Genomic DNA, 26,829 nt, shown 5'->3' on the forward strand with positions numbered 1-26,829 from the left:
CTATCTTATTAAATGGAGACTGACCGAGCAAAAACAAGGCTTTGCTTGGTCAATCGGGCATTATTCCGCCAAAGGTGGTACTTCGCGACCCAATTTGGCGTAAAAATCTGCTACAAAATCGTCAAACTTACCAGCGGCAATCGCTTCACGTATACCTTCCATTACACGCTGGTAGTAACGCAAGTTATGAATGGTATTCAAACGAGCGCCAAGGATTTCATTACACTTATCTAAATGATGCAAGTAGGAACGAGAATAATTTTGACAGGTATAACAATCACACTCTTTATCTAGTGGATTAGTGTCCTCTCGGTGACGCGCATTACGAATTTTAACCACGCCTTCGCCGGTGAAAAGGTGGCCATTTCGCGCGTTACGGGTTGGCATTACACAGTCAAACATGTCTACACCACGGCGTACACCTTCCACTAAATCTTCTGGTTTACCCACCCCCATTAAATAACGAGGCTTATCGGCGGGTACTTTATGTGCAACATAATCCAAAATACGGTGCATATCTTCTTTAGGTTCGCCTACAGCTAAACCACCAATCGCGTATCCGTCAAAGCCAATGTTAGTTAAGCCTTCTAGGGAAACATCACGCAGGTGTTCGTAAACACCACCTTGAATAATCCCAAACAGCGCATTTTTGTTGTTGAGTTCATCGTGACGCTGACGTGAACGCGCGGCCCAACGCAAAGACATTTGCATTGATTTATCCGCTTCTGCTTCAGTCGCCGGATAAGGCGTACATTCGTCAAAAATCATCACAATGTCTGACCCCAAGTCGTTTTGAATTTCCATCGACTTTTCAGGGGTTAAGAAAATCTTATCGCCATTTACAGGATTGCGAAAATGCACTCCTTCTTCGGTGATATTGCGAATATCACCCAAGCTAAATACTTGGAAGCCACCAGAGTCGGTAAGAATAGGCCCCTGCCAGTTCATAAAGTCATGCAAGTCGCCATGGGCTTTCATCACTTCTTGACCAGGGCGTAGCCACAAGTGAAAAGTATTACCCAGTAAAATTTCTGCGCCGGTTTCGCTCACCTCTTCAGGGGTCATGCCCTTAACGGTGCCGTAAGTTCCTACAGGCATGAATGCTGGCGTTTCTACGCTACCGCGTTCAAATTCTAAACGACCGCGACGGGCTTTACCGTCTTGAGCCAATAATTGGTATTTCATAGTTCACCTCAGATCGGAAAAACAGTCCGATTCAGATTGAGTTAGTGTGTTGTTCTATAATGTTGATTTAAGCTAATTCAACATAGGTCTTGTTATGCGTCTTTACGGGTAATGAACATGGCATCACCGTAACTAAAGAAGCGATATTGATTGTCGATTGCTGCTTGATAAGCTTGAGTAACATGATCTTTACCGGCAAAAGCCGATACCAGCATAATTAGCGTGGATTCCGGTAAATGAAAATTGGTCACCATGGCGTCTACCACTTCAAATTGATAGCCAGGAAAGATAAAAATATCGGTCTCAGCTGCATAGGCCTGCAACTCTACACCTTTTGATTTGGCATCTTTAGCGGCACTCTCCAGAGAGCGAACCGAAGTTGTACCTACAGCAATGACTCTGCCACCAGCCGCTTTAGCCTTGGCAATTTTACTCACTACTTCTTGACCAACTTCGGCATACTCTGAATGCATCACATGCTCATCAACCGATTCAACTTTTACTGGCTGAAAAGTTCCTGCGCCTACATGTAAAGTGACAAAAGCAGTGTCTGCCCCTTTATCTTTTATTTGTTGCATCAATGCATCGTCGAAATGCAATCCAGCAGTAGGCGCAGCAACAGCGCCGGGCTTTTCGTTATAAACTGTTTGGTAGCGTTCTTTATCTGCATCTTCGTCAGGGCGGTCAATATAGGGAGGAAGCGGCATATGGCCATAACTCTCTAACAGCTCTAACACAGTGCGAGTATCGTCAAAGCGCAACTCAAACAAGGCCTCGTGGCGTGCAACCATAGTTGCATCAAAAGCATCAGCTAAACGCAGTTGATTGCCGGGTTTAGGGGATTTAGAGCAGCGAACATGCGCAAGCACGCGGTGATCGTCTAATACACGCTCGATTAATACTTCTAACTTACCACCAGTGGATTTTTGGCCAAATAAACGCGCCGGAATAACCCGAGTATTGTTAAACACCAAAAGATCATTTTCTTGAATATGATCGAGTAAATCAGGAAATTGCTGATGCTGTAACTCACCAGAGTTGCCATTTAGGTAAAGTAAACGACTGTCACGGCGTTGCTGTTTTGGGTATCGAGCAATTAGCTCATCAGGAAGATCAAAAGAAAAATCGGCAACACGCATGGGACTCAAAACTCTGTGGGATTTTGGATTATTATCAAGGCCGCAATTTTAGTGATTGCGGCCAGCAATAGCAAGGATTAGCGCAGTAAAAGGTGGCGTGGGAATCGATAGCGAATCAAGGCAAGTGGAAAGACCATTAATAACAACCAGAAACTTGTCCCGCCTCCGCTAGAAATAGCTGGCTGAGTTTGATTACATTGCAGACTATTGTCACCCGCTAAGCTGGCGGTATCGGTCACCCAAGTGCACACTTTACCTACATCGGCATAAACGCCAGGTCGGTTCTGGCAACCAATACTGCCCCAACTGACTAAACCGAGTAAGCGATAGTCACTGCCTTCACGAACAAACACCGGTCCACCACTATCGCCCGAACAAGCATCTTGGTCAGTGCCATAGGCACAAAACATACGTTCGGTAATGGTGGAATTGGTCCATCGGCTAGCGCAAGACGACGTATCATACAGGCTTAAATTACCTTGTTGCAGTACCTCTGGATATTCAGGGTTTGATGGATCGCTATTAACCCGCCCAAAACCAATAACACTCATAAAGCCACCACTATTTAAGGCATCGGTAACCTGACTCGCATTGATAAGCGGTGGAGTAATAATTTGCGGCGTAGCTAAACGCAGTAAGCTAACATCGTAATCAAATGCCGCTCCCGAGCTAGATGGGCTTACATAATTAGGGTGCTGATATACTTCACTTACGGCTACAGCACCGGCGTGACTACTGTTAACCATCTCATAAACACCCAGTACTACCTTCACTTGAGACGGGGCGAGGTGTTTTTCATCAGCATTTACATCGTAGGTGCAATGCGCCGCAGTAAGCACCCAAGACTCACCAATCAGTACACCACCACAACGCTGGCTACCAACAAATACCTGAGCCATCCACGGATAGTTTTGAGTAGCATCGTTGCCACCAACAATAAATGGGGTGATCTCTGTGTTAGAACTCGCGAAAGAGCTGAAACTATAACCACACAGTATGGCCAGTAGCCACGTTCTTAGATTCATAACACACCTACACTTCACTTTCTGGACTACGAGTATTAACTTGTTCAGGCTCACCCAAAAAATGCGGTTGAGTTTTTAATATATGTAAATCGATTAAGGCTTTGGTTCTTGCGAGTACTTCACGTAAGCGTACCCGCCAGTGAAACTCTCTAGGCGCATCATCCACTACATAACCATAGGCTTCTATGCCATATTGATTGGCAATATATAGCGCCCTTTCTACGTGAAACTGTTGCGACACAATTATGATTGCGTTTTGGCCAAACACTTGTTGTGCCCGAACAATGGAATCAAAGGTTCTAAAGCCTGCATAGTCCAACGCAATATGCTCTCTGGGCACGTTTAAGCGCAGTACATCATTTAGCATCGTTACAGGTTCATTATAATAGCGGGTAGCATTATCGCCACTGAGGATTAAGGCTTGAACCTTATTGGTGTGATAGAGCTTAGCTGCGGCTTCTACTCTAAAAGTATAATAAGTGTTGAGGCGTTTACCTACATACTTGCTGGTGCCAAGCACCAAAGCCACTGGTTGCGCGGGGACTTGTTGCATATCTCGAAACCACTGGCCCGAGACCTGATTAGAGATATAGCGGTCTATCGCAAATAAGCCCAAAAGCATGACGATAGCCATCAGCAACACTACGCTAAGGAATCGTTTCAATGCTTAATCTCCGACCATCTACTACTCATTCAGCCATGCTAGCATAGCCATTGCCGCCAACCAAACATCACCCAAGCCATTTGCCAAAAGTGCCCAAGCTACAATATCTTGCCTATACTGAGACGGATCGTAAAAATGCGTAAAGGCAATTTACAATAGTTGCAATTTTGTTAGTTTACCCACACAAAATTTAATGGCAATTAACCATGAACGTAAAAAACAACTCAACGCAATTTGGATTAGTCAGTAAGCTTATTCACTGGCTTATGGCGGCACTTATCATCGCTTTGGTGGCTATCGCCTTATATATGGACACCCTACCAAGGGGAGCAGAAAAGTCTGAACTATTTTCCCTCCATAAAGGCTTGGGTGTTATTGCTTTAGCCTCTATCTTCTTAAGAATTATTTGGCACCGTATAACCAAGGTTCCCTCACCTATTGGCGAAGGCATTAAATTGAAAATGGCTCACGCCGGACATATAGCCTTATACTTGCTGATGTTGGCAATGCCTATTTCGGGCATGATCATGTCATTAGCCGGCGGCCACGCAATTAACTTCTTCGACTTATTCACCATTGCTGGCTTTGCTGAGAAAAACGAATGGTTAAATGGGATTGCCTCAGAGGTGCACTATTACGCTGCGCAAGCCTTATATGTGGTATTAGCCGCTCATGTTGGCGCCGCGCTTTATCACCACTTTTTGTTAAAAGACGACACCATAAAACGTATGACGTCCAAATAGCGATCCAGTAGCGAAAAAAGCTAAGTTAAGGCCACGCGTTTGCTGGCCTTTTTATAGAAAATCCGCCAACCGCTCCAGTTAGGCAGTTCCCAACGTTTTGGTCCGCCTTTTCTAGCGCCAGAGTGATAGTGAACAATCACTTGTTTAGAGCGACCTAGGTATTCCACATCAAGTTTGATATCAGCTAATACCAAATGCTGAGGGAAGCGTTGTTCGAAATCTGAACGTTGCCATTCAGGAATACCATCAAACACGATGTCACTAGGCTCTATTAGCTCCAAATCTTCGGCGTTTTCAACACCAAGTTGCAGTAAGTAATCACTCAACCAGCTTAATGCTTCGATTGCCTTGCCTTCACCGCCTCCATGCTTAATACCAAGACTAACCCACAAGTTCCAAGCGTCTATGTCATTTTGTAGGCTTAATTGCTTAAACCTTGCTTGCTGTTTCGCCAATAAGCGCCTAGCCAAACCGAGCCGATACTGCTCAGGGTTAGCGGCTAAGGTTTCATTAGCAATCACTCGTCCAGCATAGACACGTTGCACTGGCTGACGCCCCTGCTTATCAATATGCCCTTTAGCCTCCAGTTCACCAAATTGCTGCTCCGCCAGCAGAGCGATAGGCACTGGCACTAAACACAAACCAATATTCATTAACTGCTTAAGGCCTCGACCGGGCATGCTGTAAACATCAAAGGCTATTGCTGCCAACTGCTCGTTAGCCAACAGGCTTTCTCGGCCAATTTGTAGCTCAGAAAACCCGTTCCCCATGGCATCTTGGCGCTTTTCCCGTCGCACATATACCAATTCCTTAGCGCCGACTAAAATGGCCGTAATCAGCTTATCTCTTTGATAGGGAGCGGCTTCGGCCAAGTCATTCATTGCCATTACACTGCGTAGCTGCTCGGCTAACTCTTGAGCTTGATGTAATGCCTCTTGATTAACCAGTAGCTCTTCTGGCCAAGTTTTACCGCGCATTAAATCCAGCAATAATGTCATATCACAATGCAGCGGCTGCCATTCACTCAGTTGCTTTAAACCGTGTTCTGACTTAGGTTTTTGAAATATCGCTTTATTAATACTGAGTGCCGCCGCGAGATCCAACATGGCTTCGCGCTCTGCTTGCGACGACATAAGATTCACAAGATGAGCAAAATAGCTGTCAATAGGCAGTGCTAACAAACGTTGCCCATGCTCACTCAACTTCGCAGGGCTGGTAAGCGCTCGCATACTTGTTAAACGCTCGGTCGCAATGTTTAGAGACTTTTCAGGCAAGGCTTCTAAAAAAGCTAAGTTAGCTAACGTTTGCTCACAACTAGCAGCAAACAACATAGGTTCAAGCAATTCTTCACGCTGCATTTGTGGTGGCGTAACCTGTTCTAGCGGCGCAAACTCTCCCCATAAACGGTAACAATGGCCAGCTCTAACTCGACCCGCTCGGCCTTTGCGCTGCTCGGCACTGGCCCGAGAAATACGCTCCAGACTTAACACCGTTCGCCCTGCACGTTGTTTAGTGCGGCGCTCTAAACCAGAATCAATTACACTACTTATGCGGGGAATAGTTAAACTGGTTTCTGCCACATTAGTGGCTAAAATCACTCGACGAGGCCGAGCTTTTGTCGATGAATCATCCAATAGGTATCGACGTTGCTCAGCGCTAATCGTGGCATGAAGGGCCAATACTTCGGCATTTATATCCGTTAAGCTCGCAAGGCTACGTTGAATCTCTCCACGGCCTGGTAAAAATACCAAGATATCACCATCATCTTTTTCCATTGCCTTGTTCACGGCGTTTTTTATGGCATCCGTGATTCGAGTAATATCTGGCAGATGATGCGATTCCCGCGCTTCATAGCTTAAACTTACCGGGTACTCACGGCCTTCAGTTTTCAATGGTTTCGCCGCTAAATATTCACAGAGCTTATTACCTTCCAAAGTCGCTGAGGTAACCACTACTCGAATCGGCAGTTGCTTTACTAGAGCCAGTAATAAATCTGAATCCCAACGCCGCTCATGAAATTCATCAATAATAATCACCGCATATTCGCCAAGCTTATTTTCCGCCAACCAGCGCAAGGCGATTCCTGGAGTAACAAAAGCAATATTGGTATGTTCATTTACCGTTGAATAAAAGCGAATCGAGTAACCCACCTTATGAGGCTCTCCTGCCAACTTAGCTTGCTCTGCAACATAACTAGCCAAGGCTTCACAGGCAATTCGACGCGGCTGAACCACCAACACCTTACCCAAACTTGTTGCCCAACGCGGTAAACGGGTTGACTTACCCGAGCCGGTGGCCGCTTCAATAACTAGGTGATGCTGATGTAATTCACTCATAAAAGCAGACTTTATTGAATCAATAGGTAAAGGGCTTAGCTGACTTACGCTCACGTGAATTCCAAAATAGTTGTTCGCTGAATTTTCATGGCAAATACTACAGCTACCAGCAAAAACGCGCTAGCTTACAAATTACTCACTCAGCAAGGTTTGCAAATTTAGCTGCGCTTAGCATAAGCTAAGTCCCTCTTCGCTAACGTTGTTTAATGGAATCGACATGAATTTTTCTACACTTGGAAGCAGTAATTTATCGGTATCACGAGTTTGCTTAGGCAGCATGACTTGGGGCTTACAAAACAACCAAAGCGATGCTAACCAGCAAATCGACTATGCCCTTAGCCAGGGCGTAAACTTTATTGATACAGCTGAGATGTACGCAGTACCGCCTTCCGCTGAAACCTATGGCAAAACCGAAAGCATTATAGGTAACTGGGTAGCAGCCAATAAGCAGCAGCGCAAAGATGTGGTGATAGCCACCAAAATTGCCGGTGCTGGATTACCATGGGTGCGTAATGGCGGGCCCATCACCGGAGATGCTGTCGTAGCAGCGGTTGATGCTTCGCTACAACGCTTGCAAACCGACTATATCGATTTATACCAACTACATTGGCCTAACCGCTCTACCCCGCACTTTGGTAAACATTGGCCCAATCAAATTACTCCCACTGAGCTAGATGCAGCAGATCATCAAGCGCAGATGCTAGACATACTCCAAGGCTTACAGCGCTGTGTTGAAGCAGGAAAGATTCGCCACTGCGGTTTGTCCGACGATACACCGTGGGGCATTAACACCTATTTGAAGCTGAGTGAGCAACATAACTTGCCACGTATGGTATCGATTCAAAATGAATTTAGTTTGCTACACGCTAAAGACTGGGCTTACTTAATTGAAAATTGCGTGCAAGAAAATATTGCCTATTTGCCTTGGTCACCATTGGCCAGCGGTATGTTAAGTGGTAAATACGCCAATGGTGCACGCCCTGCTGGCAGCCGTTGGACCTTAATGCAGCGCAATGGCATTTTCCGCAATACGGAGTTAGCCCACAAAGCGGTAGCTGATTACGCAAAAATTGCTGCAGAGTATGATTATACTCCTGCGCAATTAGCGTTAGCTTGGTGTGACCAAGTCAATGGTGTGACTTCTACCATTATTGGCGCCACCAGCGTAGCCCAGCTAAAAGAAGATATTGATGCATTTTCGCAACCATTAAGTGAGCGAGCGTTAGCCGACATAGCAGACGTATTTAAACGCTACCCAGCACCTTATTAGTCACCCTCGCCCAACAAAACGTCACAACAAAAAAGTCACCTTAATAGGTGGCTTTTTATTAGGCAGACTGCCTTTGTTCAATATCCTCAGCCAACTTACCCATTTGTTGGGTCATTCCATACAATAACCAACTGTGCCAAGGAGCAAAAAAATACCAGTAGACCAAGCCCCAAAAGCCTGCAGGGTGCCAATACAACGCCACCTCTAATTGACAGGTATCGGCATCCAAGGCCTCAATACTTAATTGCATGCCGCCCCCGCCTGGTGCTTTCATGCCAAAGCGCATCACTAAACAGTCGTTTTCTTCCGCGCTTAAAATCGTCCATGAATCGACTCTATCACCCACTTTTAGCTGCCGGTAATCGGTTCGGCCATGTTCTCGACCTTTACCGCCCACAACAAAATCCATCCACTCGCGCATTGCCCATAGGCTGTTTAAGTAAAAATAGCGATGCTTACCCCCTAGCAAGTTAATCACTTGCCACAGGGCTTGCGGACTTGCTTGCACGGTAACCACTTTCTTTGCGGCCTTGGCATAAAAGCCATGTAAAGATGAAAAGTTACGAAAAGTAGGAACCCCATCTTGCCAGCGCTTAGGGTAAGTGTGTACTTGCTCTTCATTTAGCAATTGCTCGATGGCCTGATCCAAACTAATCAGCGGTTGTGGAATTAACTCACGCAAGGGCTCTGGGTTTGCTTGCAGTTGCTCAGCTAAACCTGCAATTAAGGCCTTAGCTAAACTTTGTGGTACCGACGTTATTACCCCAAGTACCATGCAGGCCAACTGAATAGGCAAACCCGGTAACACCATAATCTTTATTTTTTTATTCAAATGGTTAGCAATTTTTAGCATCAACTCGCGATAGCTCAACCACTCTGGGCCAGCTGCGTCCAGTACCATACCTGCGGTTTCTGGCATCTCAGCTAATTTAACCAAATAGTAAAGCACGTTTTCTAAGGCGATAGGTGGTGCCTTGGTTCCAATCGCTTTGGGCACAAAAGCCAACGGCATGTGGCCAACTAAGTCTCGCATTACCTCAAAAGCGGCAGAGCCTGGAGAGATAATAATGCCAGCGCGCAGCTCGGTAACAGCCACTCCGCTGGACGCTAGCGCTTGGCCTGTGGCCACTCGCGCTAACATGTGCTCTGATTTTGGTTTAGCCGATACCAAGCTACCCATATAGATAATTCGTGTAATGTCGGCTTTACTGGCGGCATTCGCTAAGTTGTTAGCCGCAATCGCCTCAAGCTCACTATGCGCTTGCCCGTCGCTCATGCCATGCATTAAGTAATAAACTAATTCTACCTTGGCTAAGGCATCTGGCAGACTATCTGGCTCAAGTAAATCTAAAGTAAAGCGAGGACAATCAAGCTCTTGCCACGGAGCTGCCTTATGAGGGTCGCGAGAAGATACACTAACTTGATGACCCGCCTCTACTAATGCAGGAACTAACTTTCTGCCAATAGTGCCAAAGGCGCCAATCACCAAAATTCGCATCGTTTTTAACTCCAATTCTCATTAACGTAAACTCATTACTAGCGTAGTTGATTTTCACAGTAATGAGTTCAGTAACTCAAATAACTATCTAAATTAAATAAGATTTAAAGGTAATGACTAACAGCCTAATTGAATGACAATACAGTTTGAGTTGATTGTCTAAACTTGCCCGGTGACATTCCCATTACCTGTTTAAATTTGGCACAAAAATAGGCGCTATCAGAAAATTCGCAGGCATAAGCAATTTGAGTGATGCTTTGGCGGCTTTCACTAAGCATCGCTACGGCAGTATTGATTTTGCGTTTAAGAATATAATCTTTGTAGTTTTGGTCAAACAAGGATTTAAATAAGCGAGAAAAGTGATACTTAGACATCCCGCATATATCGGCAGCCTGCTGCAAATTCAAGTTAAGGGTTTGCTGATTTTCGAGGTGGTGTAACAAGGGAATTAACTTAGAGAGACCTTTGTTTTCCCTCGCTGCTACCAGTGATTGCTCGGCGTTAAACAAACATCCCTTATGCTGCTGAGCAAGAAATAAAAAGATGGTATGCAGCAAACTATAGGCTAAGTTTCTATCTTCACTCTTGGCATCGGCATTTTCTAGCCATGCAAACTGGCTATGCAAAAAGCCCGCTTGTTGCTCATCGAGTTGGATCACCAATGGGCGCTCTAGTTGGCTGGTGAATTCCAGTAGATTTAGCTCACTCAGCAAGTAGCGCTCAAACTGCAATAAACTAAATTCACGGTCGTCCCCGTCCATGTCTATTGCATGCATACCTAAAGAAGGAATAAACACCAAAACGTTACGGCCTAGTTCAATGGCTTGACCATCTATCTCCACTTGCCCAGCAATTTTTTTGAAGAGCATGATCTCGCCCAACATATGAAAATGGGTAGGAATAACCATCTTCGGTTCATCCACAATATGAAAGCGCCTTAAATAATAAGGTTTGCCTTGTGGCAGGTGAATGTTTTCAAAACTGAGAGCGTGCGCAGGCATAGTAGCAATAATTTCATATAAACAAGATCAAACCTTACATATTACCCCCTCTTAAAGCAATAAATTAACAATACAGACTTCAGGAGTAATTATGGCAACGATAACTAACCCTATCCTTACTGGTTTTCGACCAGACCCTTCCATCATCCGTGTGGGTGATGATTATTATATTGCTACCTCTACCTTTGAATGGTTTCCCGGCATTATGATTCACCATTCCAAAGACTTGGTTAACTGGCAAATAGTTGGCCACGTGCTTAATACCGTAGAGCATTTAGATATGCGTGGCATGGATAATTCTGAAGGAGTTTACGCCCCAGCCTTAAGTTACGCTGACGGAAAATTTTGGTGCTGTTTCGCCAATGTTCGCTCTTGCCGTGGCGGCACTTGGATGTCTACTCCTGCTTACGTAGTCAGTGCGGAAAATATTGAAGGCCCTTGGAGCAAACCTGCCTCTATTGGAGATTACGGTTTTGACCCTTCGTTGTTTCACGATGACGACGGCAAAAAGTACATGGTAAACATGGTGTGGGACGGGCGTAAAAAAACCGACTACTTTGGTGGGATTATTCTTCAAGAATTTGATGCCGATAAAGGTGAGTTGGTCGGTGAAGAAAAGATAGTTTTCGGCGGCACTAAGTTAGGCTGTACTGAAGGTCCACAAATACTTAAAAAAGAGGGGTGGTATTACCTCATTACAGCCGAAGGCGGTACATCTTATGATCATGCCGTCACGGTATGTCGCTCTAAGAGCATTTGGGGCCCTTACGATCTTCACCCACAAAACCCTATTCTTACCTCTCGTCATCAAGATGAAGCTGAACTTCAGCGCGCAGGCCACGGATTTTTAGTAGAAACTCAAAATGGTGAGTGGTACTTATCTCACCTATGCGGTCGCCCAATTAACGATCCAGAAAACCCAAGCTATTCTATGGACTATGGGCAAGGTCGCTGTACTCTTGGCCGCGAAACCGCCTTGCAAAATGTAGAATGGCGCGACGGATGGCCTTACGTTGTAGGTGGCACAACACCACGCGTTGAGATTCAAGCGCCTAAACTGGCCGCACACCCTTGGCCGGTAGAAGCAAGCCGTGATGACTTTGACCAAACCCAATTTGCACCTAAGTACCAGTCACTTAAAGACCCGTTTGAAGAATCATGGATATCATTAAGCAGACGTCCAGGTTATGCGCGTTTAGTCGGTCGCGACTACTTATACTCTCGCTACAATCAAAGCCTGCTAGCACAGCGCCTAACTGCATTTAACTGTGCGAGCGAGACAGCAGTAGAGTTTGCGCCAAGTTCGCCAAGGCAAATGGCTGGCTTAGTAGCCTATTACTCACGTGGCGGCCACTACTTCCTAAAAACCTCCGCTAATGACCAAGGTGAACAAACAATTCAACTTGTTGGTGATATTGATGACAAGTACCTTGAGTACACCGATGAAATCGTTATTGGTAACTGTGAGCGTGTTTACATGCGATTGGAACTCAACACCCATTGGTATCAGTTTAGTTACTCTCTCGATGGCACAACATGGCTAAACATTGGTGAGCCACTTAATGCCACCGACCTATCTGATGAAGGCAGTAAAGACGTGTTCCGCTTCACCGGTACTCTGCTTGGTTTGTTTGCTTGTGACTTAACAGGCAAGCATATCGCAGCAGATTTTGATTACTTTGAATACAAGACCTTAGATTAATTAAGTTTATAAATCATTAGCTTAACGCACTACTTAAGCGGTCTTAGGTAGTGCGATCTAACTCTTACTTTTCTCATTCAACGCAACTAAAAATCTTTAAGTTGATTTAAATCATTATCTCACTAGCTATACATTGACACACTCGCTGCATCATTTTTAACCACTGAGCAGTTTGTTATGCAATCTTCCATTCGTTTATTTTTGGCCCCCTGCTGCATATGTTTTTTGCTTAGTGCTGCTCATTTCTACTATGCCCAACAACAAATCTACGTAATCCTTTGTGTAATGGGCTTCTTCAGCGTGTTAATTCGACACCCCATTTGTTTACGTTTAAACCAATGCGCCATGTTATTGCTCACTGCAGAATGGATTAATACCTTGGCAGAGATTTATGTAATTCGCAGCGCATACGACCAACCTTGGCTACGAATGGCTGCTATTTTAGGCGTAGTCGCACTACTACATTTTGCTAGCGCCATGTTATTTCAGCATTACCGAATTCGCCGCTATTTTGGTTACCCAAGGCAGTATTTGTTTCGCTAGGGCCTTATTGATTGCACTGTAGATTTTTCGAAAGCAGCAAGTCGCCAGATTTCTACTAGCTCACCAGAGTGGATGTGATTAATAGCACACGATTAAAGCCACGCAATAAAATCACCTACCAAACTTTCAACCTGTTAGTCCCTCCCTTAATTGATAGATGGCAGGAGAAGCAATCGCTTCACCCGCTCGTTTTAAATCTATGTGGTAGGTATATGGCTCACCACGCTCAAACCTGAATCACTAACATCTAATTGATAAACGCCATTTTCACCCACTAACATTAGGCCCTGCTCGGTGGCAATAACGTCGTTGCAAGAAAATACATCATTAAGCTCTTGCTTAACCAATAAATGACTAAATTCAGCAGCATCGTCAGGATTGATTTCCAGTGCTAAGGAAACCAGTCCTTCTGCAGCATCACAAACATAAAGCGTGCCCTCTCGAAGTGTTAAGCCAATGGGATCAGCGAGTTCTCGATACTCAGCCATTGATGTACTGTTTGGTCGTTCACTAGAAGCGCCTTCATCAATTTCTTCTTGAGATGGGGGAACATAAGCTAGGATATCGCTAATGTTTTCAACAAATATTCCATCCCGAAAGGTGATTTCGTTACTACCATCTCTGGTGGTGTAATAAGCCACTCCGTCGTGAGCAACAACAGGATCATAGGCAACAAGATGACTTAGTCGCGCGACAAACTCGACGGGATAATCTAGGTCACCAGTGGAACGATAAATGTCTACACCTGTTGCATGGCCGACCATCACATGGCTGTTTTCATACACGTGTAATGTTTCAGCTCCCCAAGAGTGGCGATTAACATAATCAGTTGATAGAAACTCTTCGGAGCGAAGTATCGAAACAGATTGGCTCATGTTTATTGCATGAAGATCGCCTTGAAACTCTACTAAAGCGGCAAGGGAACCAACCTGGCCTGTTCCGCTATAAACTACGGTGCCACCACTTGAGCCTGACTCTGAGCCACAGGCAGCCATTAGTACTATCGCAATAGGTACACTAAGTCTTTTAATAAGCATTTTCATAGCAGCTCCTCTAATGACCAAAAGTAGAAGGATTTACCATCGGCATTCTTGTAACCAATCACCAAACCAATTTCGTAATCTAAGTACACGGGTTCATACTCTTCAGAACCGTCACTAAACTTTGCAAATATTGTGGCTTGAGGAGACAAGCGATCATAGTCTGGGTAACTTAAAGCGAGCTCTTGAGTAGAAATGCTATTTAGATTGTTAAAATCAATCAGAACTAAATCCATTAAGGCAGCAACAACCAGCATGCCTTGGTGAACCAATACATCAGAAGCACCATTTACATGAACAAAGCCCAAATATACAGGCGCTTCACGATGAGTATTATCGAAAATGTAGACTCCTCGCAGCTCAGAAATAATAAACATGTAATGCTGGTAAAGGTAAATCTTTCCGGAATTCTCTAAGCCGATAAACTCTTCGACCCTTGAGCCAGCATCGATATAAGCTTGTGTTAAGGCATTGCTATTTTCAGCGCTAAAACTCACTTGTTTCTCACCCCTAAAGCTTTCCCAGTCCAAATATATTGGCTCAATAGCACAAATAGCTTCACTTTGATCGGGGTAAGTACAAATGTATCTAGCCTGTTGATCAACAGTTGGCGATTGATAGCTGCCTAGCATCATTCCACTACCCACAATGACAGCGACGGGAACAGCAAATCGTGCTTTCTTTGGCTTAATGGTTGCCTTGTTAGTATGAAGCAGCAGAATAAAGCTAGAGAAAATAGCGGCAATAACAAGTGCTGCTATATCCATCCATTCAAAATTTCCATAGCTCAACACCCCTAATACCTCGGTAGCTTGACCAAACTCAAAAGCGAGATCAACACCTAACCAACATATCGGTATTGCTAACCAACGTTTTCCTGCAGTTCCTAATAAACCTGCGGTGAACAAGCTCATGCCCAATACGTGAAGAAAGCTAGGGAACCACTCTGATGCATACCGAGGCAGTGTAATGGGATTTGCAGAAAACTTTATCCACTGATAGGCCGGAAGCGCATCAAACAGTATTTGGGGCTCCCTAAAATTGGCATAAAACAACATACCAATTACCCCGGTAAAGATTCCCCACCAAAACAAACTGGGAGCTTTAATCATAATCACTTCCTTGTACGACAAAATTCAACCAAGAAAGCTTAACAAAAAGCTCAACAAAACCAATAAACCCATGATTAAACGTAGATAATCATACAAGGTGAATTTTAAAGGTGTGAATGAAAGCGCTATCATCTACGTCAGTTGTCATAAATTGAATTGCGTTCTAGCTTAATCAGTAACGCCCCTAGTTGCAGCGCATTCGTTTTAGGCTAAGGCTTAGCGTATACTCCCATTCTTTTTACTTGCACCGTATAACTCGTGAATCGTTTCCTAACACTCTATGCTCAACGCAAAGCTGCCGCCACCACTGAATTTAAAGGCCGTGGGGCTCGTCGTGTGCGCTGCACCAGCTGCCAAATGCCTCAGCAACACTGCTTTTGTGAGCAAGCTATTTTGCAAAATAGTGAATGTGGTTTTGCTTTGTTAATGCACAACATGGAAGTGCTACGCCCAAGCAATACTGGCCGATTTATTGCTGACTTAATTCCAGATACCCACGCTTTTATCTGGCAACGCAAAGAGCCTTGCCAAGGGCTACTTGAGCTGTGCCAACAAGAACATTGGCAACCCTATGTGGTTTTTCCAGCAAGCTTTAGCCAGCCTGAGCGAGTACATTACCAAGTAGAGCTGGAGCCAAAATGCAAACCACTTTTTATAATGCTTGATGGCAGTTGGCGCGAAGCGCGCAAGATGTTTCACCAAAGTCCCTGGCTTGATCAATTTCCAGTTATTTCAATTCAACCTGAACAAGCATCCCGTTACGGCTTGCGATCTCGACCAATAAAAGGCCAATGGGCCACCGCTGAGGTAGCGGCTCAATTGTTGGCAATGAGTGGCGAAGAAAGCAACGCTAAACTTTTAGAGCAGCGCTTTAATGTTTTTACTCAACAAACCCTTGCTGGACGAAACCATTAAGTAGCCAAATCCACCAGTTTTTACTCAATTTACAGACCTTTTCATCTACCACTTTCGTGAGATGCATCACGTGATTGAAAACGTTATCAAGCAAAAGTTGTTTTGCTTGCTTTTGTCACTATGCCTAGCCTATAAGTTGTTGTTATGATGATTGCGCTTGAAGAGACAGCGCATAATTTGTACAAATTACTAAGTGCTGCGAAACCCAAGCAAACTAAAAAATAGAGTAATATTTCAATTGTTTCAGGAGACACAATGTCTAAGAGCACTGGTACCGTTAAGTGGTTTAACGAAAAGAAAGGTTTTGGTTTTATTTCTCAAGAGTCAGGCGCTGATGTGTTTGTTCACTTCCGTGCAATTTTGGGGGATGGATTTAAATCACTTGAAGAAGGCCAGAAAGTAGCATTTGACGTTGAAGACGGTCAAAAAGGCCCACAAGCCGCCAATGTTGAAGTTGCCTAAGTAACTTCAAGAAGAAGCATAACCTGGGATTAGGTTATGCTTCCTATTTTCCTTCTATCCCATCCTTATTGTAAATCCAAAAAATAAAGATGTTGTGGCCCTGCTGGCCCGCCGTTATACAACTTTTGACTGTCTACAAAACCACACTTTTTATACAAGGCTTGCGCCCCATTATTTCGGCAATTTACGGTAAGCGCCAAATGTTGAAAAGACGGATTTAGGTCCGCTACATAAGCTCCTAATTGCGCGCCTGCTGCAAAGCCATAACCTTTGCCTTGAAACTGACTAGCCACAAAAAATGAACGTAATAAAACACTTTGCTGTAAGGGTAACTCAGCCTGATAAGGGTATTGGGCATCAATAACAAAAAAGCCCACCACCTGCTTGTTAGCTAAGATTAAATGTGCCGTTTGCTGGGCGCTTAATTCATCTAAAACCCGCGCAATGGGTTTAACAAAATGTTGTTGTGCTTCACCTACTTGCAATGCCAATAACTCGGCTAACAACTCACTACTAATAGTTTGTAATTTAACTCGCTCGGTCATTCAATGCTCTCTCACTAAACACGGCTTCTCGGCCCATCATTAGTTGCTTACGTTCTAAGCCCCAGCGATAACCACCTAAGGCTCCACTACTGCGAATCACTCTATGGCAGGGAATAATAAAAGCAATCGGATTTTTCGCCACCGCACTCGCGACTGCACGTGTCGCATTACTAGAACTCACCTGTTCAGCCAAAAATTGGTAAGAACACAAACTGCCAAAAGGCAGCTTAAGTAGGGCTTGCCACACTTGTAACTGAAAGTTTGTTCCCTTTAGCCATAACGACAAGGGTTGTTGACTATTTCCACCGTCAAACACTTGAGATAATAGTTGCTGACCAAGCGTCTCATCTAAACAACATTGCGCCTTGGGCCAGGCTTTATTCAACTCATCTAAGGGAGCTGAGTCATGTTCTGTTTCGCAGAAACTTAACTGACAAATGCCTCTTGTGGTGCTGGCAACAAACGCCCAACCAAAAGGAGTCGGCCCCCAACCATAAAATATTTGAATACCAGCACCTAAGCTCTTTGCTTCACCGGGAGTGACTGCGGCAATATTCACAAACAAGTCGTATAAACGCCCTGCACTAGACAAGCCCAAATCGTAAGCTAACTCTAACACCGAGTTAGACTCAGCCAACTGTTGCTGCGCTCGTTGCAAGGTAAGATATTGTAAGAAGCGTTTTGGAGAAACCCCCACCCAACGACTAAACAAACGCTGCATGTGTGACTCACTAAAACCAAGTGTTGCAGATAGTTCGGCAAGTTCAGGCTGTTGCTGTTGATGTTCAAGCAAGTAGGCCATAGCTTGGCTAATTTGCTGATACTCTCGGTGTGATTGCAGTGAGTGTTGCTCCATCACTTATCCTCCTATAGTTTAAGCGCCACTCTACCCGAAATAGATCACTGACTCGACCCGATATTTGCTTAAGCCAGCATCGTCTTTATTTCACGTCTATATTATTGGGTTTACAGCTACTGCGAGACACTTCTTGAGCTTAAGGAACTGGCTTTAAGGTTATTGGCTCAACACCCTCTGTTCAGCCTGTTCAATCACTTGGGCTAACTCGCCAGATTTAAGCATATCTTGAATGACCTTATCGACCTTCTTAACCAGATGAAACTCTCGGCGGTGAATGTAATGATAAAGAGGAAATACAGCCAGTGGCGCAGAAGAGGTAATTTGCTCGTTTAGCTTTAACCGCTCTAGAGCAATTAATCCGTCCATTTTATTGGTGAGCGCAACGTCTGCTCTTCCACGGCTCACAAACTCTAGTAACTTATCGGTATTTCTGAGTTGCTCAACCTCACTAAAACTGGCGGTTACATCGGCAGTATGTTTAACCCCTCTTACTATCACCAATTTGTATTGCGCTAAGTCTGACAAGGTAGCCACCGCCAAATCTCGCTCAGTTAAATAAAACGCGGTGGTATTTAATGAGTAATAAGGTGTAGGCACCCTAATTAATTGGCTGTTTCGTTCTCCATAACTCCATATCCTCATTACTTCACCATCCAGCAAACCATTACTAGCCTCTGATTGAGCTCGCTTGGCTGGTAAGGAATTAACGTCAATGCTCAGCCCAAGTTTCTTGTAAACAGCATCGAGCACAATAATACCCACTTTTTGTTCAAACAAATGCTCTATAGCCGCATACCTATAAGGCCCTTCGGCTAAAACAGAAGAACAAAAAAATAGGCTTAAGAGAAAAGTAAATTTGCGAATGCAGTCGCTCCCTTTATTGCTTTACTTAACGATAAAAAACCGTAGGTTCTACAATAATACTAGACTAGCCTTTGGCAACTTTCTTACAAAAAAAGCGCACTTCTGTGCGCCTTTACTATTTTACTTGGGGCTAAACCTTTAAGTCATTACATGCACTTAATCAAAGGTATAGGTAAACACTCTAAAACCCTCGTTATCAGCTACATCATCAAACTCTTGCGTAGGTGTTACCCGCGGCAAATACTGGTTAGCAAAACCTTCTGCGGCTTCCAACTGTGATGATAGAAACTCAACACTAAGGCCAACAGGGCCAACTAAAGTGAAGTTGTGGGCATTTGGAAACTCCAAAATATCATTAGGGTCATTTAAATCGTTCGATTTAGCATTCAAGTAGTGATTAACTAAATCGCGGTTAGACTCTACTTCATCTTCATGAGCGACGGTGGCGTTAGCAACGCCCGGCATCCAACTTTGCGAAGCTCGGTAGTTGTTGGTTACCACGTACAGCTTTTTGGTTAGTTGGTTTTCTAAATTTTCACCAGCATATTGAACATTACCAATACGGCGGCTATTGGTTTGAATTAACTCGCCATTTTCATCGTATACCAACTCACCTAACTCGTTTACTTGATAGCGAGGAGCTTGGCTTACATCGATGTCATAAGTTAACAAGCTTTCTCCATCGGCATCAAAGCCACCGAAAAATACATCGTAGTTATAACTGCGAAATTGCTGGTGCAATAACCTGTCGCCATCTTCTGCTACGGTTTGATATTGCTGAGCAACAATTACTTCCATCCACTCAATAAGGTCTGCCACCGTCAGTTCAAGCACCGCTGGTGTATTGTTATCAAACACATATAAGTCAGCAACACTGGCTCGAGTTAGCGCATCACCGTCAATATTGGTGTAATCCTCTCTACCACCACGACCACCTTTGAAGGGAGCGGAAACCGATAGCATAGTAATGCTTGCATCTAACACGCCATCCTCTTGCCACGCCAAGCCTTGTGAATACTGCGCTTCGTTTACAATTTGCACTGATATGTCTGATTCAACGGCTGAAAAATAACTGTTTATTGGCTCGTCAATGTTACCAATTTCTTCAGCCATAAAATCTAAAGTGCCATCGTGATCTGAACTGACTAAGTAGTTAATCATTTCATCTTGCAGGTTGGGGTCATCCTTAAGTGCCCGCAAACTAGCGCTACTCGATTTAACCGACCATGTTTCCCCTCCATTGGAGCTTCTTAGGGTTAAATCAATCACACCTAAATGATTCCCCCAAAATCCCGGCATAACCGCTGGCTTACCAAATATTTTGCCGTTGGGTGCATCTACACCTTCCATCCCGTCATAAGTATTACTATCGGTTGGGAAGTTGTTGTGGTCATGGCCAAACATTAAAGCATCAATGCCATCAATTTGAGCTAACTGCCAAGAAGCATTGTCCATAAACTCGCCATCACGATCGCCACCCGACAAACCAGAATGAGGAATCGCCACAATAATATCGGCCCCCTCCGCTTTCATTTTGGGAACATAATGCTCAGCAGTCATTTTAATGTCTGCCAGCATCACCTTACATTCCAAGTACCGTTTATCCCAGTTCAGAATATTAGGTGGCGTAAAACCAATAACCCCTACTTTTATTGTATGAGTAGTGCCATTGGTAGCGGTAAAGTTACGCTCTAGAATCTCATAGGGGGTAAAGTAAGGGTCAAATTGCTCAAAGAAAGCAGCGTAATTACCAGCAAAGTGCTTATCAATATCTACCGCACAGGTCTGTTCATTAATCGTCACATTGTTAGTTGTTTGCTTCCCTTCAAACTGATAAACGTTGGCATTAATATAAGGGAAGTTAGCTCCCGAGATAGCCGCAGCTAAATAATCTAAACCATAGTTAAACTCATGGTTACCAATGTTCCCTACATCGTAAGCTAAGTAATTCATCGCTTTGTACACTGGATGAATATTTCGCTCTAAGTATGAGGTACCTAAATTAGCGACATAATCTCCCATTGGACTACCTTGAATTAAGTCACCGTTATCAAACAACATACTGTTTTGGGCTTCTTCTCGCGCTTCTTTAATCAACACGGCAGTGCGAGCCAAACCATAGTCTTGAGGACCTAAGGCATTGTCTTTTGGAGAGGCGAAGTAGTTGTAAGGTTTCATATTTGAGTGGAGGTCGGTCGTTTCCATTAAACGAAGCTCCATCGACAATTCGTTGTAAGAATTGTTGCTAGAGTTATCCCAACAAGCACTTAAACTCACGGCAATAGCCGAAGCAATCAACATCTTTTTTAGCGGAAAATGATTATCCATTTCAATCTCTAAGTTAAGGTAGTGTAAAAAACGACTACACCTTATGTAGAGCTCATTTCAGTTTTATTAATTGATAAATAAAGTATTTTTGAAATATAAGTTTTAGATTAATGGCATCACCAGCTATAGCGACTAGAAAGCCTAGTTACGTGCCCTATATAGATCCGACCACACAAAACCATCAAATCAATATCAATACAGTGATGCAAACTAGCGACTAAATCCCGCTTAATATCCGCTATGTTATTTGGAGATAAAGGCTATAATGCGGCCACTAAGCAGTATAAGGTTCGGCAAAGTGATTAAACCCAAAGCAGCCAGTTGGATAAGTTTGTATTTTTCAGGATTATTCTTTGCCTGGGGAGTATTTCTACCTTTTTGGGCCTTATGGTTAGAAAGTGAAGGCTTAGACCCTAGCCAAATTGGTTTGTTATTAGGCTTTAGTATGTTGGCCCGATTCATGGGCAATATGTTACTTATGCCACGAATAAAATCGGCTAAACACTTGCTCCCAGGGATCCGCTGGGTGAGTTTCGCCAGCATTCTAGTGGTATCAGGTTTGTGTTGGTTAGAGGGTTATTTCTGGCTAACGGTGCTCACCCTAGCGGCAAACTTCTTCATTGCTACACTCATTCCCTTAGGTGATGCCGTTGCCACCAAATGGGTTAGCCAACTGCGCTTAGATTACGGTCGAGTTAGAGTATTTGGCTCTATCGCCTTTATTGTTTCATCAACGCTGCTGGGTATTGGGCTCACCTATTATTCTCACTCGCTCATTTTGTATGCCACCATCGGCTCGCTAGTATTAATGTGGGGCCTTAGTTTACTCACCCCAGCTTCACCTTTAGTGGATGAAACCAGTGAAAACGAACCCGCTAACCATCGCTTATGGGCGGTACTAAAACAAAAGAACACTCTGCTGTTTATTACTGTCACCGCTTTAATCCAAGGCTCACATGCAGCTTACTACGCCTACAGCACACTGTATTGGAAAAGTATTGGATATGCAGAATCGACCATTGGTTATTTATGGTCGATTGGCGTGGTATTCGAAATGAGCATTCTTATTTTTGGCAGTAAATGGTTTAAGCATTGGAATGCAAACAAAATGTTTTTGCTTGCTGCTATAGGTGGCGTATTACGTTGGGGAATATTTGGTAGTACCGAAATACTGCCATTAATGATGTTGTCGCAAGGCATGCACGCCCTTACTTTTGCACTAACCCAATTGGCGGCTATTAAGTACATAGCCTCAGAAGCGCCAAGCTCTCAGGCTATTCCACTACAAGCGTTGTACTCAGCCATCGCCTTAAACATGGGGACTGCACTACTCACCTTTTTGAGCAGTGCTTTATACGAACCAATGGGCTCTGGTGTATTCCTAATAATGGGTGGTTTATCTGCCTTAGCAATACCGCTGCTATTGCTAAACGCACGTTCGGCCAATGTTAACCGTTAAGGCTTTAGTTGACGAGCCTATTGATAACACAAACTCTACTGCGCCAACAAAGCGCTGACTCCTAGATACACGCCTATAAAAAAATCCGAGTGCAACTAAGCACACTCGGATTTTGTTATCTTTAAATCAATGTTAGCGCGATAATGTAAACGTAATTGCTCGATAAACCAGCTTATTGGCTAGCGTCTCTCGCTTAAGTTTCTACATTTTCGCTAACAAGCATCAAGGAGATTAAAAACTCCCGGTTGTTGATGCACCTGTTCCAGTATTAACAGAATTATTACCACCCGATTGCCACTGAATCACATTGCTAGGATCACTTTCGTTACGAATAATACACTTCCATTCAATGTCTGTTGATTTAGGAAGCTTAATAGTAGCTGTCCAAGTTGGGTAACTCGTAGGGCTTAGCTGCACTGCATTGGCTGCTTGCCAGTTACCTAATGCACTATTGTTACCTACCGCATAAACGCTATCACCCATGTTGGTATTACCGTTGTTACAGGTAAAGCTCACATTAACGTCACCTGTTGGGTCAATAATCACACCAGTTTCTGCTAACCACATTCTTGCTGAGCCAGCAGGTACATTAACGGTATAATTGCTGCCGCTTGCTTGGAAGCTTGAGCCGGTGAATACGTCAACATAGTTTTTAGAGTGATTTAAGTTACTCGCATTAACGCTAATGTCTTTATCATAGCCACACTTGTTAATACCTAGTAGACCAGCCTGGCCACGACGTAAAACAATTGCGCACTGGTCGGTATACAATACTTCTTCATCGGCACCTTGTACGCCATTGTGGAACTTCACCATAGCTTTCAAGTTATCTTGTTTGTAGTCATCAACCCAGCGGCCACCGTCAACACCAGTTGCATCACTAAAAACCATTGGCACACCTTCCTGACGCCCAAGAATATAAGCGTAAGCAAGATGTTCATTGCCTTCACTCATAATTTGATAGCGGAAGCCGTCATTACTTGGAATATCGTGGGTGATGGTGAAAGTTAAGGCGCGGATGCCGTCAATCGCTCCACCCCAAGATTTAGGGTTGGCTAATGCCTCTAAGCTACCATTTACGTCAAAAGCATCACGTAGTGTTTTTAGTAGTGGGAAGTCATAAGCACTGTGTGAAGTCTCACGTAAATAAGGTTCTAAGAAAGTATCGTAATCAGCATTACCCGCACCAGCACCAGTAATAATCTCGCCGAATAAGTACATATCTTGTTTAATAGTATCGTTAAACACTTGGTTAATGTGCCAAGTCGTCATGTGCTTGGCGGCATCAATACGGAAGCCACTTACGCCCATGTTTTTAATTGCTTGAACATAGTTGCGTTGCTGCTCACGCACGTAGTTACTTGGATCTAAATCGGGTAAGCCTGGGTCACCATTACCACCACAAATACGGCCGTTCATTGATTCCCAAACATTGGTCCAATTAGTGATACAGAAACCATCGTGAAAATCACCGGGGGTAAATAAGTTATTGCTTAGATCACCGAACAATTTTTGTCGATTCCAGTACTCACTGTTATTTGAATACTCGCTGAGCGTTTCTGAGCCAGGGAAGTAGGTAGAATTACCGCGCTCATTGGCCATTTGATTAATCACAATATCTGCATAGGTGTTAACCCCATGAGCATTCAATGCGTTAATCATGTTTTGAAAATCTTCTTTATTACCACGGTTGTTGTCAATCACGCGATAATCTTGTGGTTGATAACGGGCCCACCACTGTGAGTTACTGCTATCAGATTTTAATGGTGGTGCCACCAATACATTGGTATAGCCAATCTCTGCGATTTCTGCTGCTCTAGCGGCAACGTCTGAATATCGCCAATCAAATGCATGTAAAATTACATCTGCACTAGCCAGTTGTGAAAACACAGCCAGTGAGGTGCCAAGTAGGCACGTATTAATTGCATTCGCTTTGGTTTTACATTTCATTATTAGTATATCCTTTCCCTTGATTACTATATTGAATGAACACAAAGACCGATTGGTAGAATGCGCGTTTAGTTTAAATGTACCTTTCAGAACAATAGGAGCATCAATACCTAGCTCAGGTGAAGATTGGTGTTTACTATTTATAAAATCATGTCAGTCACTCACATGAACACCAATAAAACTATGCTGTCGGTATTGTGGAGATCCCCACCATTCCTGCGCAAATCATCAGTCCTTGAGGTCAATCTAGCGTATGTTACAAATGTTGTTGAACGCCTTGCTGAAACCGATAAAAATCAACAAAACATCAACACGAGGTAATTTACTAACTCATGGATTGGTGTCAATGGAGGGAAAAAAGGATGTTCTAAAGTGTGAGCCAACAGGGTGATAAGGCTTATCTCTGGCTTACATTTGTGACACTGGACAAACCAGAGTAACGTTTAGTTTGAGTAAATAACACGCCTCCTTAAAAGCACCTAACCCTAAAAAACGCCCTTTGTTAGTATTATATTCCGCAATCGCCATACAAATGGGATCGACGCAGTGTGCGCATTTAAGCGACACAAACTGCGTACTTCTGCCAAACTAGGGCTTATGTTGTTCAGGTATTCCAGCATTGAGACGGAATGAAATAACACTAGAGTCTGAGCGCTAAAGTCTGCAATAAAACAGGCCTCTGCAGGCTATTAACAACAAGATTGACTAGGTTTTTCCTCACCAGCAGCCTTTAGATTGCACTGATTTGGCTTAACATCCTCAAGCGCTTTTTTGAGTAAACCAAAAGACTCGATGATGTTTTCACGAGAAGTGGCAATGTTCATTCGCATAAAGTTAACACCTTCAGCGCCAAACCAACTTCCTGGAGTCAAACCCATTTTGGCTTGTTTAAACACTAAGGTTTTCAATTGCTCTTCCGGTAAACCAAGATCTGAAAAATCAAACCAAATTTGGTAGGTCCCCTCAGGCTGGTACATTTTTATCTGGGGAATATATTGTTCAATAAAATCACTGATCCAACTAACACTTTGCTCTAAATAAACCAGCATTTCATCTAACCATGTTTCGCCTTTTTCAAAGGCTGCAACAGTGGCAAACGCACTAAAGGCATTACCATGATCAAGATACATTGCTGCTACCTGTTGCTTAACATTCGCCAGCAGCGATGAGTTATGGCTATAAATATACCCGTTAGCAATGCTATGCATACCAAAGGTTTTAGCAGGCGAGCCAATCAAAGCAATAACGTTGGCATAATCAAAGCTCGTTAAGCTGGTAAACCCTTGGCCAGAATAAATAATGTCAGAATGGATTTCGTCACTAATTAGCAGAACATTATGGCGCTGCGAAATCTCAACTAACTGGGCTAATTCAGCTTTGTTCCACACTCTGCCAGTTGGATTATGTGGGTTACAGAAGATGACAGCTTTAACACTGTGTTGCTCAATTTGGCGCTCATAATCCTCAAAATCTATTTGGTAACGAGAGCCATCGCTTACTAATTCACTTTTCACGACCTTGCGATTCGCCTTATTAATTAAGTTAGCAAATTGGTGATAAGCCGGAGTGTGGATCAATACTCCATCACCCTCTTGCGTAAACTGACGCAGCAATACGGCGATACCCGACAACACTCCAGGCACTTGTGCAAAATTAGCTTCATTCAGGGGTAAGCCATGGCGTTTTTGATACCAAGCCGACAATGCGCGAAATACTGCGCTTTCATTAAATTCATAAGAATAAACACCACGATCCACTAAGCGTTGTAGCTCTTGGCTAATCGGTTTTGCTACCTGAAAATCCATGTCAGCAACCCAATAAGGAAAAACATCGCTAGTACTGTAAAAATTATTGAGCATCTCGGCTTTGTTTTTAATAAAGCTGTCTTCACCATAGTTTGATGAATCGTTAAATACAGACATGTGTTTCTCCGTTTAGTGGCGTTAATACGGTGTGTGAGCAACTATTATTTCGAATATTCCGGAAATATAGATTTATAAGACTGCAATGTCAAAATATATTTCCAACTAATTCGAAATAAATACCCTCAAGTATCTGTAGACAACCAACAGCGCAACGCTTTAGCCCACAACACAAAGCCATTGACTCAAAACAACATGAACAAAGTTTAATCTAATCATTTGTTAATATTTGATACATTTACCCCCTAGGCATTGTTGAGCAAGGCC

The 26,829-nt window shown here is 43.7% G+C and carries 22 protein-coding genes; 7 read left to right on the forward strand and 15 right to left on the reverse strand.

Annotated features, from left to right (window positions below):
- Positions 1-60: 60 nt before the first annotated feature.
- The 4 genes from tgt to Q4592_RS16075 all read right to left on the reverse strand — a co-directional run bounded on the left by tgt (position 61) and on the right by Q4592_RS16075 (position 4,013).
- Positions 61-1,185: a tRNA guanosine(34) transglycosylase Tgt gene (tgt, locus tag Q4592_RS16060; protein WP_303514958.1), complete on the reverse strand. Its 1,125-nt coding sequence runs from the start codon at positions 1,183-1,185 to the stop codon at positions 61-63.
- A gap of 92 nt (positions 1,186-1,277) precedes the next feature.
- A complete protein-coding gene (gene queA / locus Q4592_RS16065) occupies positions 1,278-2,324 on the reverse strand; it encodes a tRNA preQ1(34) S-adenosylmethionine ribosyltransferase-isomerase QueA (RefSeq protein WP_303514961.1) in 1,047 nt (348 codons plus the stop codon).
- Between the two features lie 77 nt (positions 2,325-2,401).
- Positions 2,402-3,349 (reverse strand): serine protease, encoded by a 948-nt coding sequence (locus tag Q4592_RS16070; RefSeq protein ID WP_303514963.1) that lies wholly within the window; start codon positions 3,347-3,349, stop codon positions 2,402-2,404.
- Between the two features lie 7 nt (positions 3,350-3,356).
- On the reverse strand, positions 3,357-4,013 hold the full coding sequence (locus Q4592_RS16075) for a vancomycin high temperature exclusion protein (protein ID WP_303514965.1): 657 nt from the start codon (positions 4,011-4,013) through the stop codon (positions 3,357-3,359).
- Positions 4,014-4,219: 206 nt separating this feature from the next.
- On the opposite strand from Q4592_RS16075, the gene Q4592_RS16080 reads away from it, so the two are divergent.
- Positions 4,220-4,756, forward strand: a complete 537-nt coding sequence (locus tag Q4592_RS16080) for a cytochrome b (protein WP_303514968.1) — start codon at positions 4,220-4,222, stop codon at positions 4,754-4,756.
- A 20-nt stretch (positions 4,757-4,776) separates the two neighbouring features.
- Here Q4592_RS16080 and Q4592_RS16085 read toward each other — a convergent pair whose 3' ends face one another.
- The gene (locus tag Q4592_RS16085) at positions 4,777-7,146 is read right to left on the reverse strand and encodes a helicase-related protein (protein ID WP_303514971.1); all 2,370 of its coding nucleotides are present in this window, start codon (positions 7,144-7,146) and stop codon (positions 4,777-4,779) included.
- 163 nt (positions 7,147-7,309) lie between these two features.
- On the opposite strand from Q4592_RS16085, the gene Q4592_RS16090 reads away from it, so the two are divergent.
- Positions 7,310-8,362 carry an aldo/keto reductase gene (locus tag Q4592_RS16090; protein ID WP_303514974.1) on the forward strand — a complete coding sequence of 351 codons (1,053 nt, stop codon included), beginning with the start codon at positions 7,310-7,312 and terminating at the stop codon, positions 8,360-8,362.
- Between the two features lie 58 nt (positions 8,363-8,420).
- Here Q4592_RS16090 and Q4592_RS16095 read toward each other — a convergent pair whose 3' ends face one another.
- Positions 8,421-9,860, reverse strand: a complete 1,440-nt coding sequence (locus Q4592_RS16095) for a DUF2867 domain-containing protein (protein WP_303514977.1) — start codon at positions 9,858-9,860, stop codon at positions 8,421-8,423.
- A gap of 125 nt (positions 9,861-9,985) precedes the next feature.
- Positions 9,986-10,783: a helix-turn-helix transcriptional regulator gene (locus tag Q4592_RS16100; protein ID WP_303514980.1), complete on the reverse strand. Its 798-nt coding sequence runs from the start codon at positions 10,781-10,783 to the stop codon at positions 9,986-9,988.
- Between the two features lie 169 nt (positions 10,784-10,952).
- Here Q4592_RS16100 and Q4592_RS16105 point away from each other — a divergent pair, with 169 nt between their 5' ends.
- Both Q4592_RS16105 and Q4592_RS16110 read left to right on the forward strand, forming a co-directional pair.
- Positions 10,953-12,563, forward strand: coding sequence for a glycoside hydrolase family 43 protein (locus tag Q4592_RS16105; protein WP_303514983.1), 1,611 nt, complete (start codon positions 10,953-10,955; stop codon positions 12,561-12,563).
- 177 nt (positions 12,564-12,740) lie between these two features.
- Positions 12,741-13,106 (forward strand): hypothetical protein, encoded by a 366-nt coding sequence (locus tag Q4592_RS16110; RefSeq protein WP_137672785.1) that lies wholly within the window; start codon positions 12,741-12,743, stop codon positions 13,104-13,106.
- 197 nt (positions 13,107-13,303) lie between these two features.
- On the opposite strand, the gene Q4592_RS16115 is transcribed toward Q4592_RS16110, so the two are convergent.
- Together Q4592_RS16115 and Q4592_RS16120 are read right to left on the reverse strand one after the other, a co-directional pair.
- A complete protein-coding gene (locus Q4592_RS16115) occupies positions 13,304-14,149 on the reverse strand; it encodes a hypothetical protein (protein ID WP_303514987.1) in 846 nt (281 codons plus the stop codon).
- Positions 14,146-15,258: a hypothetical protein gene (locus Q4592_RS16120; protein WP_303514990.1), complete on the reverse strand. Its 1,113-nt coding sequence runs from the start codon at positions 15,256-15,258 to the stop codon at positions 14,146-14,148. Before Q4592_RS16120 ends, Q4592_RS16115 begins: the two co-directional genes overlap by 4 nt.
- A gap of 258 nt (positions 15,259-15,516) precedes the next feature.
- On the opposite strand from Q4592_RS16120, the gene Q4592_RS16125 reads away from it, so the two are divergent.
- Complete coding sequence (locus Q4592_RS16125) at positions 15,517-16,173, forward strand: tRNA-uridine aminocarboxypropyltransferase (protein WP_303514992.1); 657 nt, start codon at positions 15,517-15,519, stop codon at positions 16,171-16,173.
- Positions 16,174-16,428: 255 nt separating this feature from the next.
- Positions 16,429-16,635, forward strand: coding sequence for a cold-shock protein (locus Q4592_RS16130; protein WP_137672783.1), 207 nt, complete (start codon positions 16,429-16,431; stop codon positions 16,633-16,635).
- A 65-nt stretch (positions 16,636-16,700) separates the two neighbouring features.
- Here Q4592_RS16130 and Q4592_RS16135 read toward each other — a convergent pair whose 3' ends face one another.
- The 4 genes from Q4592_RS16135 to Q4592_RS16150 form a co-directional block, all read right to left on the reverse strand.
- On the reverse strand, positions 16,701-17,180 hold the full coding sequence (locus Q4592_RS16135; RefSeq protein WP_303514994.1) for a GNAT family N-acetyltransferase: 480 nt from the start codon (positions 17,178-17,180) through the stop codon (positions 16,701-16,703).
- Positions 17,164-18,036, reverse strand: a complete 873-nt coding sequence (locus tag Q4592_RS16140) for a methylated-DNA--[protein]-cysteine S-methyltransferase (protein WP_303515096.1) — start codon at positions 18,034-18,036, stop codon at positions 17,164-17,166. Before Q4592_RS16140 ends, Q4592_RS16135 begins: the two co-directional genes overlap by 17 nt.
- A gap of 159 nt (positions 18,037-18,195) precedes the next feature.
- A complete protein-coding gene (locus tag Q4592_RS16145; RefSeq protein ID WP_303514995.1) occupies positions 18,196-18,816 on the reverse strand; it encodes an ABC transporter substrate-binding protein in 621 nt (206 codons plus the stop codon).
- Positions 18,817-19,059: 243 nt separating this feature from the next.
- Positions 19,060-21,231 (reverse strand): bifunctional 2',3'-cyclic-nucleotide 2'-phosphodiesterase/3'-nucleotidase, encoded by a 2,172-nt coding sequence (locus Q4592_RS16150; RefSeq protein ID WP_303514997.1) that lies wholly within the window; start codon positions 21,229-21,231, stop codon positions 19,060-19,062.
- A gap of 298 nt (positions 21,232-21,529) precedes the next feature.
- Between Q4592_RS16150 and Q4592_RS16155 the strand changes: the two genes are divergently transcribed.
- Complete coding sequence (locus tag Q4592_RS16155) at positions 21,530-22,690, forward strand: 3-phenylpropionate MFS transporter (RefSeq protein WP_161985120.1); 1,161 nt, start codon at positions 21,530-21,532, stop codon at positions 22,688-22,690.
- A gap of 231 nt (positions 22,691-22,921) precedes the next feature.
- On the opposite strand, the gene Q4592_RS16160 is transcribed toward Q4592_RS16155, so the two are convergent.
- Positions 22,922-24,640: a carbohydrate-binding module family 20 domain-containing protein gene (locus tag Q4592_RS16160; protein ID WP_303515000.1), complete on the reverse strand. Its 1,719-nt coding sequence runs from the start codon at positions 24,638-24,640 to the stop codon at positions 22,922-22,924.
- A gap of 689 nt (positions 24,641-25,329) precedes the next feature.
- Entirely contained in the window at positions 25,330-26,562 is a 1,233-nt protein-coding gene (locus Q4592_RS16165) for a MalY/PatB family protein (protein WP_303515002.1), read from the reverse strand.
- Positions 26,563-26,829 lie beyond the last annotated feature (267 nt).

This window comes from Agarivorans sp. 1_MG-2023 (assembly GCF_030548385.1).
GTDB lineage: Bacteria > Pseudomonadota > Gammaproteobacteria > Enterobacterales > Celerinatantimonadaceae > Agarivorans.